Annotated in this window: 18 protein-coding genes; 12 read left to right on the top strand and 6 right to left on the bottom strand. The window is 43.6% G+C overall.

Going from position 1 to position 16,546, the window contains the following annotated elements:
• Position 1: 1 nt before the first annotated feature.
• Positions 2-316, top strand: a complete 315-nt coding sequence (locus BS19_RS08985) for a DUF3634 family protein (protein ID WP_038174752.1) — start codon at positions 2-4, stop codon at positions 314-316.
• Positions 317-557: 241 nt separating this feature from the next.
• Here the strand turns inward: BS19_RS08985 and BS19_RS08980 are convergent, their stop codons facing one another.
• Genes BS19_RS08980 through BS19_RS08970 form a run of 3 tightly spaced genes read right to left on the bottom strand, consistent with a single transcriptional unit; the run spans position 558 to position 3,839 of the window.
• Positions 558-2,282: a response regulator gene (locus BS19_RS08980; protein WP_038174751.1), complete on the bottom strand. Its 1,725-nt coding sequence runs from the start codon at positions 2,280-2,282 to the stop codon at positions 558-560.
• Between the two features lie 7 nt (positions 2,283-2,289).
• Positions 2,290-3,474: an FIST signal transduction protein gene (locus BS19_RS08975; RefSeq protein ID WP_084185953.1), complete on the bottom strand. Its 1,185-nt coding sequence runs from the start codon at positions 3,472-3,474 to the stop codon at positions 2,290-2,292.
• A 2-nt stretch (positions 3,475-3,476) separates the two neighbouring features.
• Entirely contained in the window at positions 3,477-3,839 is a 363-nt protein-coding gene (locus tag BS19_RS08970; RefSeq protein WP_038174750.1) for a hypothetical protein, read from the bottom strand.
• A gap of 257 nt (positions 3,840-4,096) precedes the next feature.
• Between BS19_RS08970 and ccoN the strand changes: the two genes are divergently transcribed.
• From ccoN to ttcA, 11 genes are all read left to right on the top strand, one after another.
• Positions 4,097-5,524: a cytochrome-c oxidase, cbb3-type subunit I gene (gene ccoN, locus BS19_RS08965; RefSeq protein WP_038174749.1), complete on the top strand. Its 1,428-nt coding sequence runs from the start codon at positions 4,097-4,099 to the stop codon at positions 5,522-5,524.
• Between the two features lie 13 nt (positions 5,525-5,537).
• The gene (gene ccoO, locus BS19_RS08960) at positions 5,538-6,158 is read left to right on the top strand and encodes a cytochrome-c oxidase, cbb3-type subunit II (protein ID WP_038174748.1); all 621 of its coding nucleotides are present in this window, start codon (positions 5,538-5,540) and stop codon (positions 6,156-6,158) included.
• 16 nt (positions 6,159-6,174) lie between these two features.
• Positions 6,175-6,351: a cbb3-type cytochrome oxidase subunit 3 gene (locus BS19_RS08955; protein WP_004745916.1), complete on the top strand. Its 177-nt coding sequence runs from the start codon at positions 6,175-6,177 to the stop codon at positions 6,349-6,351.
• Complete coding sequence (gene ccoP / locus BS19_RS08950) at positions 6,348-7,328, top strand: cytochrome-c oxidase, cbb3-type subunit III (RefSeq protein WP_038174746.1); 981 nt, start codon at positions 6,348-6,350, stop codon at positions 7,326-7,328. Before BS19_RS08955 ends, ccoP begins: the two co-directional genes overlap by 4 nt.
• An 87-nt stretch (positions 7,329-7,415) precedes the next feature.
• The gene (locus tag BS19_RS08945) at positions 7,416-7,895 is read left to right on the top strand and encodes a FixH family protein (protein WP_038174745.1); all 480 of its coding nucleotides are present in this window, start codon (positions 7,416-7,418) and stop codon (positions 7,893-7,895) included.
• 9 nt (positions 7,896-7,904) lie between these two features.
• Positions 7,905-10,277 (top strand): heavy metal translocating P-type ATPase, encoded by a 2,373-nt coding sequence (locus BS19_RS08940; RefSeq protein ID WP_038174744.1) that lies wholly within the window; start codon positions 7,905-7,907, stop codon positions 10,275-10,277.
• Complete coding sequence (gene ccoS / locus BS19_RS08935; RefSeq protein ID WP_038174743.1) at positions 10,278-10,442, top strand: cbb3-type cytochrome oxidase assembly protein CcoS; 165 nt, start codon at positions 10,278-10,280, stop codon at positions 10,440-10,442.
• Complete coding sequence (locus BS19_RS08930; protein ID WP_038174742.1) at positions 10,439-11,113, top strand: sulfite exporter TauE/SafE family protein; 675 nt, start codon at positions 10,439-10,441, stop codon at positions 11,111-11,113. The genes ccoS and BS19_RS08930 overlap by 4 nt, the downstream gene beginning before the upstream one ends.
• Positions 11,114-11,201: 88 nt before the next feature.
• On the top strand, positions 11,202-11,951 hold the full coding sequence (locus tag BS19_RS08925; RefSeq protein ID WP_038174741.1) for a fumarate/nitrate reduction transcriptional regulator Fnr: 750 nt from the start codon (positions 11,202-11,204) through the stop codon (positions 11,949-11,951).
• 143 nt (positions 11,952-12,094) lie between these two features.
• Positions 12,095-13,042, top strand: coding sequence for a universal stress protein UspE (gene uspE, locus BS19_RS08920; protein WP_038174740.1), 948 nt, complete (start codon positions 12,095-12,097; stop codon positions 13,040-13,042).
• A gap of 136 nt (positions 13,043-13,178) precedes the next feature.
• Complete coding sequence (gene ttcA, locus BS19_RS08915) at positions 13,179-14,111, top strand: tRNA 2-thiocytidine(32) synthetase TtcA (RefSeq protein WP_038174739.1); 933 nt, start codon at positions 13,179-13,181, stop codon at positions 14,109-14,111.
• A gap of 57 nt (positions 14,112-14,168) precedes the next feature.
• Here ttcA and BS19_RS08910 read toward each other — a convergent pair whose 3' ends face one another.
• From BS19_RS08910 to BS19_RS08900, 3 genes are read right to left on the bottom strand one after another with little or no spacing between them, the layout of a single operon-like run.
• The gene (locus tag BS19_RS08910; protein ID WP_038174738.1) at positions 14,169-14,828 is read right to left on the bottom strand and encodes a DUF2987 domain-containing protein; all 660 of its coding nucleotides are present in this window, start codon (positions 14,826-14,828) and stop codon (positions 14,169-14,171) included.
• 11 nt (positions 14,829-14,839) lie between these two features.
• Entirely contained in the window at positions 14,840-15,664 is an 825-nt protein-coding gene (locus BS19_RS08905) for a glucosaminidase domain-containing protein (protein WP_038174737.1), read from the bottom strand.
• The gene (locus BS19_RS08900; protein WP_038174735.1) at positions 15,657-16,460 is read right to left on the bottom strand and encodes a DUF2189 domain-containing protein; all 804 of its coding nucleotides are present in this window, start codon (positions 16,458-16,460) and stop codon (positions 15,657-15,659) included. The genes BS19_RS08905 and BS19_RS08900 overlap by 8 nt, the downstream gene beginning before the upstream one ends.
• Between the last annotated feature and the right edge of the window lie 86 nt (positions 16,461-16,546).

The following is a 16,546-nucleotide window of genomic DNA, read 5'->3' as shown; positions in this document are numbered from 1 at the left end:
TATGTTATATGTGATTCTAATTGCTGCAATTGTCGTCTTCTGGCTCGTTGCTATAGACAGACCGTTACTGAAGGTGGTGTTTTGCGACGGAAAAGTCACCCAAGAAAAAGGCCATTTTCCTCCGAGCTTTAAACATAACGTGCTCGATATCGCTGAGCGAACTCCGTTTAGCGGAGAACTGAAAGTTTACCAACAGCGCACCGGCACGAAATTGGTTCTTTCTAAACAGATACCAAAGAAAGTACAACAACGTATTCGCAACGTTTTTCCTCATCAAGGCTTCAGAGCCAAAGGCAAGCATAAGAATTCGCTATAAAGTAGTCAGTTTGAAAGTTTGCGCAGCATTAAAGTACGAGCAAGAACAAATGTTCCAAGCTATCACGGCTTAAATAAGCCAAACCCTTCAGTGCGTATTATCTATCTTATGTTAAATAAGGCATTGCTAGATTGAAATGCGCTGCTTTTAACGATCCTACCCTAGTTACTTTTCGCGTAGGATTGAACATAATCGTATTTACCATAAAATACCTAATAACCATATATCAGTTAATCAGAGATTACTGAATATGGTTATTAACAATCACTTCAGTCAATGAGTTTTGTATCTCAATACTACGAATTGGTTTAGAGATGAAGGCATTCATGCCAGCGTCTAAGCAAGCTTTCTTGTCTTGCGCTAGAGCATGTGCAGTTAACGCAATAATTGGCGTTTGTTGGCAAAACTGACGAATTTTTTCTGTCGCTGTAATGCCATCCATTACTGGCATCGAAATATCCATGAAAACCACATCTATACGATCGATATTCTGCTTTAGGTACTCGACGGACTCTTTACCGTTATTTAGAGTGAGTACATTGTGGCCTAATCGCTCTAACACTAGCTTAATCACCATTTGGTTCGTTTCCGTGTCTTCGACGACCAAAATGTCTAATGGCTTATGTTGATTAGTGACTTTGTCAATGGTTGGTGCCATTTGCTGACGCTGAATTGAAACTGGCAGCTCAACCACAAATGTGGCGCCTAAACCTAGCACACTGTTTACCTCGATGGTGCCATTCATAAGCTTAGCTAATCGTTGCGAAATGGCTAAGCCTAAACCGCTGCCGCCGTATTTTCTGGTAATCGAATCATCGGCTTGTTTAAATTGACTAAATATTGCTTTAAGACGTGAACGTTCAATACCAATCCCTGTATCGTCGACTTTAATCTGTAGTTTAGAGTCACTCAACTGGGCCTGAAGCGAGACGCTCCCGTGTTCTGTAAACTTAATCGCATTGCCAATTAAGTTGAACACGATTTGCATGACTCGAGCACGGTCGACCCAAATGTAGTCATGTTTATCGAGTGCGATGTGTAAATCTAACTGTAACCCTTTACTAAGGGCTAATTCACGAAAATGCTCCAACACTTGCGACAATTCTGTTTTCAGGTTAACCCACTGATATTTTATCGGAAACTCGCCACTTTCAATTCGTGAAAGATCGAGGATATCATCAATCAAAACTAGTAGAAGCTCTGCTGAACATTCCATTTTTTCCAGAATTTCTACTTGATCCTTTTGATATGGGTAACCTAATAAGACATCAATATAGCCAAGAACAGCATTGAGCGGCGTGCGCAATTCATGGCTCATCATTGCTAAAAATCTTGATTTAGCTTCATTGGCGTTCTCGGCTTTCAGTTGAGCTTTTTTGAGCTGTTTAGTGCGTATATCAACTAAACGTTGTAATTGTTCTTTGTGTTCAATATCGATCAGTGCACGCTCTAAAAGAGGTCTAAAACGTGACAGGGTGTCACTTGATTCAAGGCTAAACTGCCCTGCTCTGTGCCCGATCATGATCAATACGGAATCTGACGTGGCGGTTTGTACTCCGGTGATCAACGCACTGCTAAGCTGTTTAGTATGGTGTGATTTTAGTGAAGAAAATTCACCCAATGAAGCCGGATCGAACAACGTGATACACTCTCCATTAAGGGCTCTAATAAATTTATCACCACAGCCCCACACTGTGTGTTTGAAGCTGGGGTCAGAGCTTAATACGGTGTGATATTGGTGTTGATCGCGTGTCTTCCCGATTACTATAAAGTGCGAAAAATCAATATATAAGCCCAATACCTTTTGCAGTTCTGTAAAGATCTGTTGTTTATTCGCTGCACTGGTAATACTTGAAATTGCATCTAAAATCGCTCGGTTTTCAGCGTTCAACCTTGCTTCGCGCTCTTGACTCTGTTTGAGTTCAATCAAGGCTTCGTTGAGCTGTTCTCTAATTTCTAAACTCATTTATCGCCTAATCCGCATAAAAGGTCGCAGAAGATATCATTAAATTACCGTGTCCATTCTCGCCATTGATAAAGCGGCCTTGCTCGCCAAAGCTAAATGGACATATGAACGGTAAATCGCCTATTTCTTCTTTTATCATGTCATGGACTAACTTGATGTCATCATCTAAATAAAGCATCGCTCCAGCACAAATCACACAAACAGCGCCTGATAAACGGCCATTTTCGACAAATTGTCGCTTAGCTTCTTTAATAACGCGTGCTGGCCTTGCGATTAGCTGAGCTTTGTCACCTGACATTAAGGTGACTTGTTCGCCTGTATGAATGTCGGTAAACAGCAGAATGCCATCTGAGGGGGTGACTGATACTGGGTGAGAGAGTTTATAATAAGGTTGATCATATAGTTGGCCAGCAATGCGTCCTAATGGGTAACGCGTCACTAGCTCGAATTGAAAATATTCAGGCACTTGTGTTTGGCTATGCTGGTATATCCATTCACGATAAACGTGTTGGGCAGGTTTGCCATTGATTTCAATCAGTTCACGCCCTTTAGCCTTAGTGATCACCCCGGAAAACTCGGTCGGTGAATACCCGGAACTAAAGCCTGTCGCCAGTGGTTTTGATGCAAATACCAGTTGAACGGCCAGGCCTTGATGAGTCGAACCGTCTTCGGTAAAAACCGACCATTGCCCTTTGATTGCGTTGTCAGCTGCAGTGGCACCAATGATGGGAACCGGAGTTTTGAACACCTCGTCAAATGACTTTATCAATGTCTCTTCTACCCCAGGCGTACTATGAACAACAGCAAATCTCGGCACTTCTCCTACTCGGTTTGCTTTGACCAGTGCAAGCTCAATCGCTTGTTTTGTCGCCGCAATCGATTCTGACGGAGTATCGAATGGCATTAATCCCGAGCCATAGCCTTGTGAGTTTGTGTCATAAATTGCCATGATGCCAACAACAGAGCCAAAGTGAACGCCACGTTCAGTCATCATTCCTTTGCAGGTTGAACAGCCGATGATAGATACGTTAGGTAGTGCATGTTTGAAGGCTTTTCTCAGTTTCTCGGCACCATAATTTTGCGTAAAGTAACAGACGACACTAGCCAAGTTTTTAGTACTCAAGTTCGCAACCAGTTCTTCAACTGCAAACTGCTCATTTAATTGATGAGTAATATGAGTTTTAAAATCCATTATTATTTTTTGACGATAATGACCTGATGAGTTTGATTTACTACGTTAACAGTTAACTCAAACTCATTTAATGACTCTGGGTAAGAAAATGTCCAAGTGTCGTTTTTTTGAGTCAGCTCCGAGGGTGAAAATTGTGCCTTTATCGTTACTCCTGGGGCATCGGTACGAATCTGTAACTCATCACTGGTTATTTGAGCAAAAAACCGAGAGTTATTTACAAAAAAGACACACTCTGCAGTCTCCTCACAGGTCACTGAAATTTGTGACGTATGCACGACAGTACGCCAAATAAACGCACTAATCAGTAGGGTTAACATGATGATTATTTGAACAAAACGTCCACGAGTGAGTTTTTCAGCGGCCATTTGAGGGGTTCTCCGTGTAACAAAGTTCAAAGTTTTAAAATAAAAGGTCAAAACCTGACCGACTGTAAGGTTACTACTCTGTCATTGAATTGTTAAATGCAGTATAGTTGGCGGCTGAAAATGCCACTTTTTTTAAAAATCGGCAAGAATTATTAACCGACTGATACGGTTCTATTTTTCTTTAAGGTTTGGGTGGCATTACGACATGTGTCGTGTTGGAAGTAAAGTGTAGTTAATTAGAAATTGGAAGCATGCAAATGAGCCAAGAAAAGCAGCTTGAACAAAACTACAACTATACAGTCGTCCGTCAGTTTACCTTAGTGACTATTCTCTGGGGTATTGTTGGCATGGCTGTTGGTGTTTTGATTGCCGCTCAATTAGTTTGGCCACAGCTAAACTTTGATACGCCGTGGTTGACGTACAGTCGCTTACGTCCTCTGCATACTAATGCGGTTATTTTCGCGTTTGGTACAAGTGCCCTATTCGCAACGTCCTATTACGTTGTTCAGCGTACTTGTCAAACACGTTTATTTGGTGGCCCTCTTGTCGCCTTTACCTTCTGGGGCTGGCAAGCCATTATTTTAGCAGCAGCAATTACTCTACCGCTCGGTTTTACATCGGGTAAAGAGTACGCTGAGCTAGAGTGGCCTATCGATATCGCCATCGCAGTTGTCTGGGTCTCTTATGCGGTTGTGTTCTTCGGAACATTGATTAAGCGTAATACCTCACACATCTACGTAGCAAACTGGTTCTTCGGTGCCTTTATCATCACTGTTGCGGTGCTTCATATCGTAAACAGCATGGCAATCCCTGTGTCTATGGGTAAATCGTACTCGATTTATTCTGGTGCGGTCGATGCGATGGTTCAGTGGTGGTATGGTCATAATGCAGTAGGTTTCCTACTGACGACTGGTTTCCTAGGTATGATGTACTACTTTGTACCTAAGCAAGCTGAACGCCCAGTATACTCTTACCGTCTGTCAATCGTTCACTTTTGGGCATTAGTCTCTTTGTACATTTGGGCAGGTCCTCACCACTTACACTACACTGCGCTTCCAGATTGGACGCAATCGCTAGGTATGGTGATGTCACTGGTTCTATTCGCACCGTCTTGGGGTGGTATGATTAACGGTATCATGACGCTGTCTGGCGCATGGCACAAACTTCGTTATGACCCTATCCTACGTTTCCTCATCGTATCTCTATCGTTCTACGGTATGTCTACGTTTGAAGGTCCTATGATGTCGATTAAGACAGTTAACGCACTGTCTCACTACACTGACTGGACTATTGGCCACGTGCATTCTGGTGCTCTTGGTTGGGTTGCGATGGTTTCGATTGGTTCGGTTTACCATTTAGTTCCTCGACTATTTGGTCAACAACGTATGTACTCAGTAGGTCTAATCAATACTCACTTCTGGTTGGCAACAATTGGTACGGTTCTTTACATCGTAGCAATGTGGATCTCTGGCGTAATGCAAGGTCTGATGTGGCGTGCAGTTAACTCTGACGGTACATTGACTTACAGCTTCGTAGAATCTGTACAAGCATCTTACCCGTTCTATTTCGTACGTTTCTTAGGTGGATTTATCTTCCTAGCTGGTATGTTCTTAATGGCATACAACACGTACAAAACGGTAACAGCGCCAAAAGATAGTTTAAAAGCTATCCCACAGCCGGCATAAGGAGATTTAAAGAATGAGTTCTAATTCTAACAATCGCCACGAAATTGTTGAACGCAATGTCGGTTTGCTAGCGATTCTGATCGTTTTTGCTATCAGTCTGGGTGCTCTCGTAGAGATCACTCCTCTGATCTTCCAAAAACAAACCACTGAACCAGTAGAGAACTTACGTCCTTATACTGCGCTTGAGATGGAAGGTCGTGACGTTTACATCCGTGAAGGTTGTAACGTTTGTCACAGCCAAATGATTCGCCCATTCCGTTCGGAAACAGAGCGTTACGGTCACTACTCAGTGGCAGGTGAAAGCGTTTATGAGCACCCGTTCCTGTGGGGTTCTAAGCGTACTGGCCCTGATTTGGCGCGTGTTGGTGGGCGTTACTCTGATGAGTGGCACCGTGTTCACCTACTTGATCCTCGTGAGCTAGTTCCTGAGTCAAACATGCCTGGTTTCCCATGGCTTGCTGACAATGTCCTTGATGGTAAGGACACACAGAAAAAGCTACAAATATTCCGAGATCAGTTTGGTGTTCCGTACACTGATGAGCAAATCGCAAACGCGTCTAAAGATGTCGAAGGGAAAACAGAGATGGATGCCATCATTGCTTACCTTCAGTCTCTTGGTCACGCAATGAAGTAATTAAAGGGGTTAAATTATGGATATCGGTACTATTCACAGTATTTGGACCATAGTGCTGTTTGTTAGCTTTCTTGGTGTGGTTTGGTGGGCTTACGGTAAAAGCCGAAAAGCTCGCTTTGACGAAGCCGCGAACCTTGTTTTCGCTGATGAGCAGAAAGCGCCTGAAAAAGAACAAGGAGTGACTAAGCAATGACGACGTTTTGGAGTCTTTGGATAATCATCATCACCGTCGGTACTCTTGTCGGCTGTGCTGCACTTCTGCTTTGGTGCCTAAAAGATAAGATGGGCGTTGAAGAAGGTGCAGACATGGGACACGAGTACGATGGTATTCGTGAACTGAACAACCCACTACCTAAGTGGTGGACTTACCTGTTCGTTAGTACGTTTGTATTCGCTGCGATCTACCTAACTCTGTACCCAGGTTTAGGTAGTTTCAAAGGTGTACTAGGTTGGCAGAGTTCTGACCAAACTGTGCGTTCTATTGAGGAATCAAAAGCGTCTATCGCTGCTGCTCAACAGAATAAACAGTTGGTTCAATACGCGAAAGAGCTTGATGATGCAGAAACCTACTTTGGCGAAGCATTTAAGAAACTTGCGTACGTCGATGGCTCAACTGAGCTGCGCCCTATCCCTGAAATTGCAGCGGATAGTGAAGCAGTAAAAGTGGGTCAACGTCTGTTCTTGCAAAACTGTTCTCAGTGTCATGGCTCTGATGCCCGCGGTCAGAAAGGGTTTCCTAACCTGACTGACGATGCATGGCTATACGGCGGTGAGCCGCAGGCTATCGTGACAACCTTGATGCAAGGCCGTATCGGCCAGATGCCTTCTTGGAAAGATGCGCTTGGTGAACAAGGTGTGAACGAAGTAGTAAGCTACACACTGAGTTTGTCTGGTCGTAGTGTCAACGCACGTGAAGCAGAAGCAGGTAAAGCTCGCTTTGTTGTGTGTGCTGCCTGTCACGGTACTGACGGTAAAGGTAACCCAGCTGTGGGTGCTCCTGACTTGACAGATCAATACTGGCTATTTGGTGGTTCACGAGCTGACGTTACTGAAACAGTAATGAATGGTCGTTCTGGTGTAATGCCGGCTTGGAAAGACATTCTTGGTGAAGACAAAATTCAACTTGTTTCAGCCTATGTTTGGAGCCTAAGCAACTCAGATAATAAGTAACATTCCAATAACAGCCCCTATTCAAGGGGCTGTCTTTCTTTTAAATTAAAGCCCTAATTTCTTTCATTTTTTATTGAGAACTTTTTTATGGAACAGCCTTGGTATAAGCAGTTTTGGCCGTGGTTTCTGATTACTCTTACCGTCGGTGTATCTCTTTTAACGGTAGTCAGAGTGTTAATACTCACAAATCAATCAGTTCATCTTGTTACTGAGGATTACTATAAAAAAGGTAAGGGTATTAACGTTGATATATCTCGTGTTAGCACCGCGAAAGAGCTGGGCCTGAGCGCTGCAGTTTCTTCTGAAGGCAACACAATTGTGGTCCAGTTTGAAAAGGGGCAGCTCGATCACTACCCTGCTATTACCGCTATGTTTGCCCATCGCACCTTACCCGATAGAGACTTCACTCAGCTGATCACATCCGATGCACGTGGTCATTACCGTTTAACTCTTGAGAATGAGCTGCAAGGTCCGTGGTTTATCGAGTTAACTCCACATGATGAAAAATGGTTAATTCAAGGCCGAGTAGAGTTCCCTACTATGTCATTTGTCCCACTATCCAACTAAGCAAAATCTATGTGCAAATCGTGTTATCACTGTGGTGAAGATGTACCAGCCAACACGGACTACCAAGTAGATATTCTCGGTGAAACCAGAGAAATGTGTTGCCCAGGATGCGAAACCGTCGCTCAGACTATCGTTGATAGCGGCCTCGTCTCTTATTATCAATATCGAACCGCACCGGCAGAAAAAGCCGACCTTATTCCTGAGCAGCTTCAGGCTCTCATTCATTATGATAATGATGAAGTACAATCGGAGTTCGTTCGCAACAGCGACAATTACGCAGAAGTGACATTGTCACTAGATGGTGTCTCTTGTGCAGCTTGCGCTTGGTTGATAGAAAAACAAGTGTCGACTAAACAAGGTGTCGTTTCTATTCGTGTTAATACGACGACCAACCGTGCGATATTAGCCTGGGATAAAACTCAAACTAAGCTCAGTGAATTACTCTCTTCAATTCACAAGCTTGGTTACAAAGCTGCACCATTTGAAGCGGATAAACAAGAAGCGGCCTATCACGAGCAAATGAAGCAATACCTCTATCGTTTGGGGATTGCAGGTCTTGCGACCATGCAAGTGATGATGCTCGCGGTAGCGCTTTATCTTGAAGTGTTTGGCGACCTAGAGCCTGAGTTTAAAAACTACTTTCGTTGGGTGAGCTTAATTTTTGCTACTCCGGTGATGCTCTACTCTGCCTTACCCTTTTACCTCAATGCATGGCGAAGTATTCGCAGCCGTACTCTGGGTATGGATGTACCTGTCTCGATTGCGATGATCTTTGCTTACTGCGCAAGTCTAGTTGCGACGGTGACAGAACAAGGGGAAGTCTTTTTTGAGTCTATCTCAATGTTTGCCTTCTTCTTGTTAGTTGGACGTTTTCTTGAAATGCGCGCCCGTCGTAAAGCAGCAGCGGCCAGTGGTAATTTACTGAAACTTATCCCAGCAATTGCCAATCGCCTAGATGGAGAACAAGTTCCGGTCAAGACACTCAAGGTCGGTGACCAAATTCGCGTCTTACCCGGTGAGCATGTTCCTGCCGATGGTAAGATCATTACTGGTCGTGTTCACATTGATGAGTCAATGTTAACAGGCGAATCCCTACCTGTGGTTAAACAGGTTGATGACATGGTTTTTGCAGGTACGCTTAACGGCGAGGAAGCGTTTGAGCTTGAAGTCACATCTTCGAAAATCGATTCAATGATTTCTAATATCGTCCGCTTGCAAGATGAAGCGCAGCTATCCAAGCCCAAGATCGCTGAAATTGCAGATATTGTTGCGCGTTACTTTGTCGCCATCATTTTGGTCATTGCTGCTGGTACTTGGTTTTTCTGGTATCAAGCTCGTCCAGATGATGCGTTTTGGATTATGTTGTCAGTACTGGTTGCGACCTGCCCTTGCGCGTTGTCTCTTGCGACCCCAACAGCGTTGACTTGTGCCACGTCACGTATGGGTAATTTAGGTATTTTACTGCGTAAAAGCCACGTTTTTGAAACCTTATGTAAGGTCAATCATCTTATCGTTGATAAGACTGGCACCTTAACCCATGGTGATATTGTTATTGATGATGTTCAATTACACAGCGAACTAACCAAAGACAAAGCTCTCGCCATTGCCGCGTCACTTGAAGAGCATGCGAATCACCCGATCGCTCGAGCATTTAAGCGTTACGCAGATAATGATGTAACGGTGACAGAAGTTGAAAACGTGATTGGCTCTGGTATCCAAGGCTTATTTTCTGGCCAGCAAGTAAAGATTGGCAGTGCCCAGTTTGTGTTAGACAACGCGGACTTAGCTCAAGCCAACTCCGTGTATCTATCGATAGATAATCAGCATGTCGCGACCTTCATCTACCAAGATCCGATTCGTTCAGAAACGAAACAATTTATTGAGCAATTCCAACGCGCTGGCGTTAAAGTCACATTGCTGACAGGCGATATCGAACATAACGCTAAAATTGTTGCCGATCAGATTGGCATTGAGAATGTCGTGGCTGGTGCTAAGCCGCAAGATAAGTTGACTTATCTGCAAAATGTTGATGCCAATGATATTACAATGATGATTGGTGATGGAATCAACGATGCACCAACTTTAGCGGGTGCGCACTTGTCGGTAGCAATGGGTAGCGGTACTGATGTGGCGAAAGCGTCAGCCGATATGGTCTTACTTGGTGACAGACTTGATAGAATTCTTGAAGCTCGTCAACTTGCACTGCAAACTCGTAAGATCATTCGCGAGAACCTAGCCTGGTCGTTAGGTTATAACGTACTTATATTACCGTTGGCCGTATTGGGTTTCGTCGCCCCCTATTTTGCAGTCGTTGGTATGTCTGCGAGTTCAATTATTGTAGTATCTAACTCTCTGCGTCTGCTCAAAGAAAAAGGTAAATAGATGGAAAGCCTTTATATCCTTATCCCAATCGCAATTGTATTGGTGTGTGTTGCCGTCGCAGTGTTTTTATGGGCGGTGAAGAGCGAACAGTTTGAAGATTTGGAACGTCAAGGGCACAGTATTCTCTTTGATGATGACGAAAATAAAGAGAAGCGCCCAAAATGACACCTGATTGGGTTGGTGCATTTTTGATAGGATTAGTTGGCGCTGGCCATTGTATGGGGATGTGTGGTGGCATCGCTTCTATGCTCACCATGGGACAAAAACACCCGTCAAAGTTAACGCCGCTATTCTATAACCTTGGTCGATTAACCAGTTATGCGGTGATTGGCGCTCTGGTTGGTGGTGCGGTATCAACGTTGACTGAAATTGGTCACCTTAATGACGTTTTGGCTTGGTTGCGACTGGCCGCTGCACTATTTATGATTTTGCTTGCTGGTTATATTGGCCGTTGGTGGCAAGGTTTACTGCATATTGAAAAACTTGGCCAATCTTTATGGCGGGTGATTTCTCCAGCCGGTAAATCCCTGTTGCCTCTTCGTTCACCCATCCATGCTTTACCTTTTGGTTTTATATGGGGATGGCTACCATGTGGCTTGGTTTACTCAATGCTAACTTGGTCTGCGGTGTCGGGGAGTGCCCTTAATGGCGCGTTAGTCATGTTAGCTTTCGGCTTAGGAACGCTGCCTGCAATGCTCTTGGTTGGCCACGCGGCAACCTCTTTGCATAAGTTGCAATCATCTTACACATTCCGACACATTGTTGCGGTTATAATCCTGCTCTATGGCGTTTATACTGGCTACGGCGTGCTAAGTCTATTATCAATTAACTTTTAGTTAACTGTTTTTACGGGGCTTTTTACACTACCCTTTAGGCTTAATGGGTGCTAAAATATTGATGTATATCAAATAGTGAAAGGTTGTTATGATTTCTGAAAAGCCTGCAACAAAGCGCGTTCAATCCGGCGGTTGTGCTATCCACTGCCAAGATTGTAGCATTAGTCAGCTTTGTATTCCGTTTACACTTAATGAGTCTGAGCTCGACCAGCTTGACCAAATCATTGAGCGTAAAAAGCCAATCCAGAAAGGACAAGAACTGTTTAAAGCGGGAGATGAACTCAAGTCTCTTTACGCAATTCGTTCAGGTACAATCAAGAGTTACACCATTACTGAACAAGGTGATGAGCAAATTACTGCGTTTCATCTTGCCGGTGATTTAGTTGGCTTTGATGCGATCACTGGTGATTTGCACCCAAGCTTTGCACAAGCACTAGAAACCTCAATGGTGTGTGAAATTCCTTACGAAATTCTTGACGATCTTTCAGGCAAAATGCCTAAACTACGTCAGCAGATCATGCGTTTGATGAGCAATGAAATCAAAGGCGATCAAGAGATGATATTGCTGCTTTCCAAAAAGAATGCAGAAGAGCGTCTTGCCGCGTTCTTATACAACCTTTCAACCCGTTTCTCTCAGCGCGGCTTTAGCCCTCGTGAATTCCGTTTGACCATGACTCGTGGTGATATCGGTAATTACCTTGGCCTCACCGTTGAAACTATTTCTCGTCTTTTAGGTCGTTTTCAGAAGTCAGAAATTCTTAGTGTTAAAGGCAAATATATCACTATCTTAGATCACGACGCACTAATGGCATTGGCTGGCGTGTCTAAAGAATCGTAATACCTTTCAATGATGTAGCTCGTTATTCATTTTGAAATAGAGCTACATCATACTTCTCTTATAATCCTTCAAATAATGCTAAAACTCTCCTCTTAAGTAAGCTACATTAATCATATAGCCCTCCTCGTCTCTAAGGAGAACATATGAGTATCTATAATAAGATTTTGGTCGTTGCTGACATCAATAAAGATGAACAACCTGCACTTGCTCGTGCGATGCAACTGGCGGAAAAAAGTCGCTCACCAAGTCACGTTACCTTCTTCCTCTCTATCTATGATTTTTCTTACGACATGACATCAATGCTGTCTGTTGATGAACGTGATGCCATGCGTCGTGGCGTTATCCATCAGCGCGAACAGTGGATGCACAAGATTGCCAAAGACTACCTGCTTGATGGTGTTGAATTCGATGTGCGTGTGGTTTGGCACAATCGACCGTATGAAGCGGTTATTGCTGAAGTTTTTGCCGGTGAACATGACATTGTGATTAAAGGCACTCGAAAGCACGATGTATTAGAGTCGGTTATTTTTACACCAACAGATTGGCATTTATTGCGTAAGTGCCCATGTCCTGTACTACTAGTAAAGAATACCGACTGGCCTAAAGATGCGAGCATTTTAGCCTCAGTACACGTTGGCTCCGAAAACGATACACATTTAGGCTTAAATGATGCCATGGTTGAGCAATTAAATAGCTTAACTGAACGATTAGGTGCTAAACCTTATTTGGTTAACGCTTATCCGGTTACGCCTGCCAATATAACCATTGAACTTCCTGAGTTTGATCCTGCAATGTACACTGATGCGGTTCGTGGTCATCATCTGACAGCGATGAAAGCACTACGCCAAAAACACGGTTATGATGAAGAACAAACGGTTGTTGAGCAAGGCTTACCCGAAGATGTCATTCCAGATACCGCAGAAAGGTTAAACGCGGCTATGGTTATTATTGGCACCACTGGCCGAACTGGCTTGTCTGCAGTCTTTATTGGCAATACCGCTGAACATGTCATCGATAAGATCAACTGCGATGTCCTTGCACTTAAACCACAAGGCTATGTCAGCCCTCTTGACCCTAAAACGGCAATCTAACTAAATCAATACTCCCCTTGGCCGCGCTAAGGGGATTTTTTTGTCTTTCGTTCATCAATAGATCTGGCATCTGCTTTATTTATCCGTATCATACCCCCTTCATTTTGTATTGAAGATTGACGAAGACTGCAAGCCAATGACTGAGCAAACTCAAGAGCGTACTAAAGCTCAACAATATAACTTTAATAAGCTACAAAAGCGCATCCGCCGCAATACAGGCCAAGCGATCCAAGACTTCAACATGATTGAAGATGGCGATCGAATTATGGTCTGCCTCTCTGGTGGTAAAGACAGCTTTACCATGCTTGAAATTCTGATGAGTTTGCAGAAAAGTGCGCCAATATCCTTTTCTTTGGTCGCGGTCAATCTCGATCAAAAACAGCCAGGTTTCCCAGAGCATATTCTTCCAGAGTATCTTGAGTCTTTGGGCGTTGAATACAAAATCGTTGAAGAAGACACTTACTCGATTGTTCGAGACAAGATCCCAGAAGGTAAAACAACCTGCTCACTGTGTTCACGTTTAAGACGGGGTATTTTGTACCGCACGGCAAAAGAGCTTGGGGCAACAAAAATAGCACTTGGACATCATCGCGATGATATTCTCGAAACGTTATTCTTGAATATGTTCCATGGTGGAAAAATGAAAAGCATGCCACCTAAGCTTGTCTCGGATAATGACGAGCATGTGGTAATTCGTCCGTTGGCGTATTGTCGTGAAAAAGACATCATCAAGTTTTCTGCTATGCGTGAATATCCGATCATTCCATGTAACTTGTGTGGCTCTCAGCCAAACTTACAACGTCAAAACATTAAGCAGATGCTCAATGAATGGGATAAGCGCTTCCCTGGTCGTATTGAGTCAATGTTCAGCGCTTTGCAAAATGTCGTCCCGAGTCACCTAGCGGACTTCGAGTTGTTTGACTTTAAGTCGATCGACAAAGACTCTGGTGTTATTGACGGTGGTGATATTGGCTTTGATAAAGAAGAGCTACCTAGCCAAGCGTCACCAGCGCAAGATTTAGTTCAAGAGTTTGATCCCAGCCTACAGCTCAATGTCACCAATCTCTAATTGATAAAGGGTCGCAAATGCGACCCTTTTATATAACGAGCAACGTTTCTTTTTGACTTAATTCGCTTTGGGTAAGTAAGGCAGTACACGCGAGGTTTCAGCTGGAAGCATCATGGTGCCTCCCTGGCCTATTTCCGATAGAGCGACCTGAGCTTTACCATCAATGATGGGTTTTGTTTGACCATTAGAGAACACAATTTGCGAGTTAAGCTTGTCCGGGAATTCTAGTGTCACGCCTTCGACATCTGGCGTAAACCAACTGGCGAACATTCCTCCTAACTCTTCTAAGATAGTTTGCATTTGTGGTAACAATACTTTGATTTCATCATAGCTCACGCTACCTGACAACGGCGCCTTGGTCATGACAACCATTGAAAAGTCACAACGTTGATCCATTGGCGTTTGCACAAATACCAGTGGATTAGCGGAACGTAAGTTGTCATCGAGCGGTACCAGTACTTCCTGGTAAGGCGAAACTTGTAACTCTTCGTAGTGCTCCTCTTTCTCCATCCAAGCTTTTTCGATATGACACAGTTGCTTAGTATTGGCATTTAAAAAGAAAAATCCGACTTTAACATCGTCGTGCCCCTCTTTAGCATTTTGCTTCATGTGCGAAAAAAGCTTTGAGTAGGTAAACATATATTCTTGAGCTTGCACTGGAATAACCACGGAACTACTGAGCATAGCGGCTAAAATTGCTAACGATACTTTCTTCATTGTTTTCTTTCTTATTGATTTATTGAGGGAGTTTCCCAGAACCGCTTATTTTGCCTGATCATCGCTTGTAAATCATTGACGTATGCCTCACCGCGCTCAGAGTATCTTAACAATCCATTGGTCAGCGCCATTGCAGCGTCAGTATCGGTTAAACTTTGTCCGGCCAAATGACGTTGGTAACGAATTTCACGTAACTGTTCGTACGCCTTGTTACGATTGACATTCATAAAATAGCCGTTAATAGATTGTTGGACTGAACCAAATTTAGCCACTTCATGAGTCATACCCTCGCCTCTTTGCATTGGCACTAAACCGCATCCCGACGTATAACACCATTGACCAAAATAGTTGTTTGCTTGTGTGGCAAAACGAGACGTCCCCCAAGCCGATTCATTGGCGCCTTGAACCAGAACCAAAGCCTCAGGAATGACATCTACTCTGTGCAGCATATCGTCTAGCCAAGCTTGGTTAATTCCTTGGGTTGGCAACGCAACGTTGTATAGTTGGCCAAGTCGCTTAGCGTAGTTGATATCACTTGCAGAGAGTGTTTGACTATTAAAATGATCTGCGATCGACTCCAACCACTTACGCTCATCAATAATGCGTTTGTTTTCTAGAGCAATACCAGGCCTTAAGTAATCAAAAAAGGCTTGTTTCTTCTGGTTTACATCTTTAATTGCAGCAAAATCAGGTGCATCACCAACCGACTTTTCAATCGAACCAGTCGTTGGCTCCGTCGGCGCTGTATGCTGTTGAACGTTTAGTTCATAACTATAAAAACTACAACCAGCAATGACCGCTGCGACAGCAATTGCGGCAAACTCACTCTTACGCATTGAACACTTGTGGATCGTCATCGTTATCATCTTTATTTTGTGGGCGGTCGGTTGCAACAATTTTTAATTTAATACCGAACATGTTGCGGTAAATAATCCCTTTTACATGGAAAAAGAATGGTAAAACAATGATCAAGCCAATACCGTAAGACATGGCGCTAATTACGAACATAATCGAGATAAATAAGTAGATTCCGGATAAAACAAAAATTTTCTTATTCACTGCGCGAAGCGAGAGCAATAAGGATTGCATTGGTGGAATCTTCTTTTCACAAATCAGCAAAATAGCGTTACTAAAGGCTAGCGAGAGGTAAAGGGATAGCAGGGGAAAAATCATACCCGCGATACCTTGTAACAGTAAGCTAAATAACGTGGCTAAGATGACAGGGACAGTGTGCTGTAAGCCTTTACCGATATGACGAGGTTTGGTCGCAAGCCCAGCAGCATGGCTCATCGCCATAAGGCTAATCCCAGCGTAGATTGGTGCGCTAATCACTTCATAACTGAAGTTAGCTACCATGATGGCATTGAAAATACTTGGGTCAAACGCTTCTGGATTAATAAAAGCGTCAATGATGATGCCAGGATTCCCCAATTGCAGTTTCAACGCGGCATAGAAAATGGCCAACTGTAAAGCAATCAAAATTACAATCGATGGTGAAAACGAGAGGAAGTTCTTGAGCGTATGTTGCCAAGCTTCACGAAACACCTCTCCAGCTTTGAGCTCGTAGTCGCCAGACAGTGCTCGGTCGACACTTCCGCCTAAGTTGAAGTCTTTTTCAATGTCATTGTTCATTCTTGAATCCAATGCTTAATGACAATGCCACTAAGCTAACCTGTTGATAAAAAGTTGCGAGTATTATACGTCAACCAAGCTAAGTC

The sequence above is a fragment of the Vibrio pacinii DSM 19139 genome, assembly GCF_000711795.1.
Taxonomy (GTDB): domain Bacteria; phylum Pseudomonadota; class Gammaproteobacteria; order Enterobacterales; family Vibrionaceae; genus Vibrio; species Vibrio pacinii.
Note: the sequence above shows the minus strand (reverse complement) of the source record. Positions and strands in the feature narration are given on the sequence as shown.

What these genes read in the sequence shown, in the direction of transcription:
- BS19_RS08985 (WP_038174752.1), top strand. Translation starts at nt 2, where the DNA reads ATGTTATATGTGATTCTAATTGCTGCAATTGTCGTCTTCTGGCTCGTT.
- BS19_RS08980 (WP_038174751.1), bottom strand. Translation starts at nt 2,282, where the DNA reads ATGAGTTTAGAAATTAGAGAACAGCTCAACGAAGCCTTGATTGAACTC.
- BS19_RS08975 (WP_084185953.1), bottom strand. Translation starts at nt 3,474, where the DNA reads ATGGATTTTAAAACTCATATTACTCATCAATTAAATGAGCAGTTTGCA.
- BS19_RS08970 (WP_038174750.1), bottom strand. Translation starts at nt 3,839, where the DNA reads ATGGCCGCTGAAAAACTCACTCGTGGACGTTTTGTTCAAATAATCATC.
- ccoN (WP_038174749.1), top strand. Translation starts at nt 4,097, where the DNA reads ATGAGCCAAGAAAAGCAGCTTGAACAAAACTACAACTATACAGTCGTC.
- ccoO (WP_038174748.1), top strand. Translation starts at nt 5,538, where the DNA reads ATGAGTTCTAATTCTAACAATCGCCACGAAATTGTTGAACGCAATGTC.
- BS19_RS08955 (WP_004745916.1), top strand. Translation starts at nt 6,175, where the DNA reads ATGGATATCGGTACTATTCACAGTATTTGGACCATAGTGCTGTTTGTT.
- ccoP (WP_038174746.1), top strand. Translation starts at nt 6,348, where the DNA reads ATGACGACGTTTTGGAGTCTTTGGATAATCATCATCACCGTCGGTACT.
- BS19_RS08945 (WP_038174745.1), top strand. Translation starts at nt 7,416, where the DNA reads ATGGAACAGCCTTGGTATAAGCAGTTTTGGCCGTGGTTTCTGATTACT.
- BS19_RS08940 (WP_038174744.1), top strand. Translation starts at nt 7,905, where the DNA reads ATGTGCAAATCGTGTTATCACTGTGGTGAAGATGTACCAGCCAACACG.
- ccoS (WP_038174743.1), top strand. Translation starts at nt 10,278, where the DNA reads ATGGAAAGCCTTTATATCCTTATCCCAATCGCAATTGTATTGGTGTGT.
- BS19_RS08930 (WP_038174742.1), top strand. Translation starts at nt 10,439, where the DNA reads ATGACACCTGATTGGGTTGGTGCATTTTTGATAGGATTAGTTGGCGCT.
- BS19_RS08925 (WP_038174741.1), top strand. Translation starts at nt 11,202, where the DNA reads ATGATTTCTGAAAAGCCTGCAACAAAGCGCGTTCAATCCGGCGGTTGT.
- uspE (WP_038174740.1), top strand. Translation starts at nt 12,095, where the DNA reads ATGAGTATCTATAATAAGATTTTGGTCGTTGCTGACATCAATAAAGAT.
- ttcA (WP_038174739.1), top strand. Translation starts at nt 13,179, where the DNA reads ATGACTGAGCAAACTCAAGAGCGTACTAAAGCTCAACAATATAACTTT.
- BS19_RS08910 (WP_038174738.1), bottom strand. Translation starts at nt 14,828, where the DNA reads ATGAAGAAAGTATCGTTAGCAATTTTAGCCGCTATGCTCAGTAGTTCC.
- BS19_RS08905 (WP_038174737.1), bottom strand. Translation starts at nt 15,664, where the DNA reads ATGCGTAAGAGTGAGTTTGCCGCAATTGCTGTCGCAGCGGTCATTGCT.
- BS19_RS08900 (WP_038174735.1), bottom strand. Translation starts at nt 16,460, where the DNA reads ATGAACAATGACATTGAAAAAGACTTCAACTTAGGCGGAAGTGTCGAC.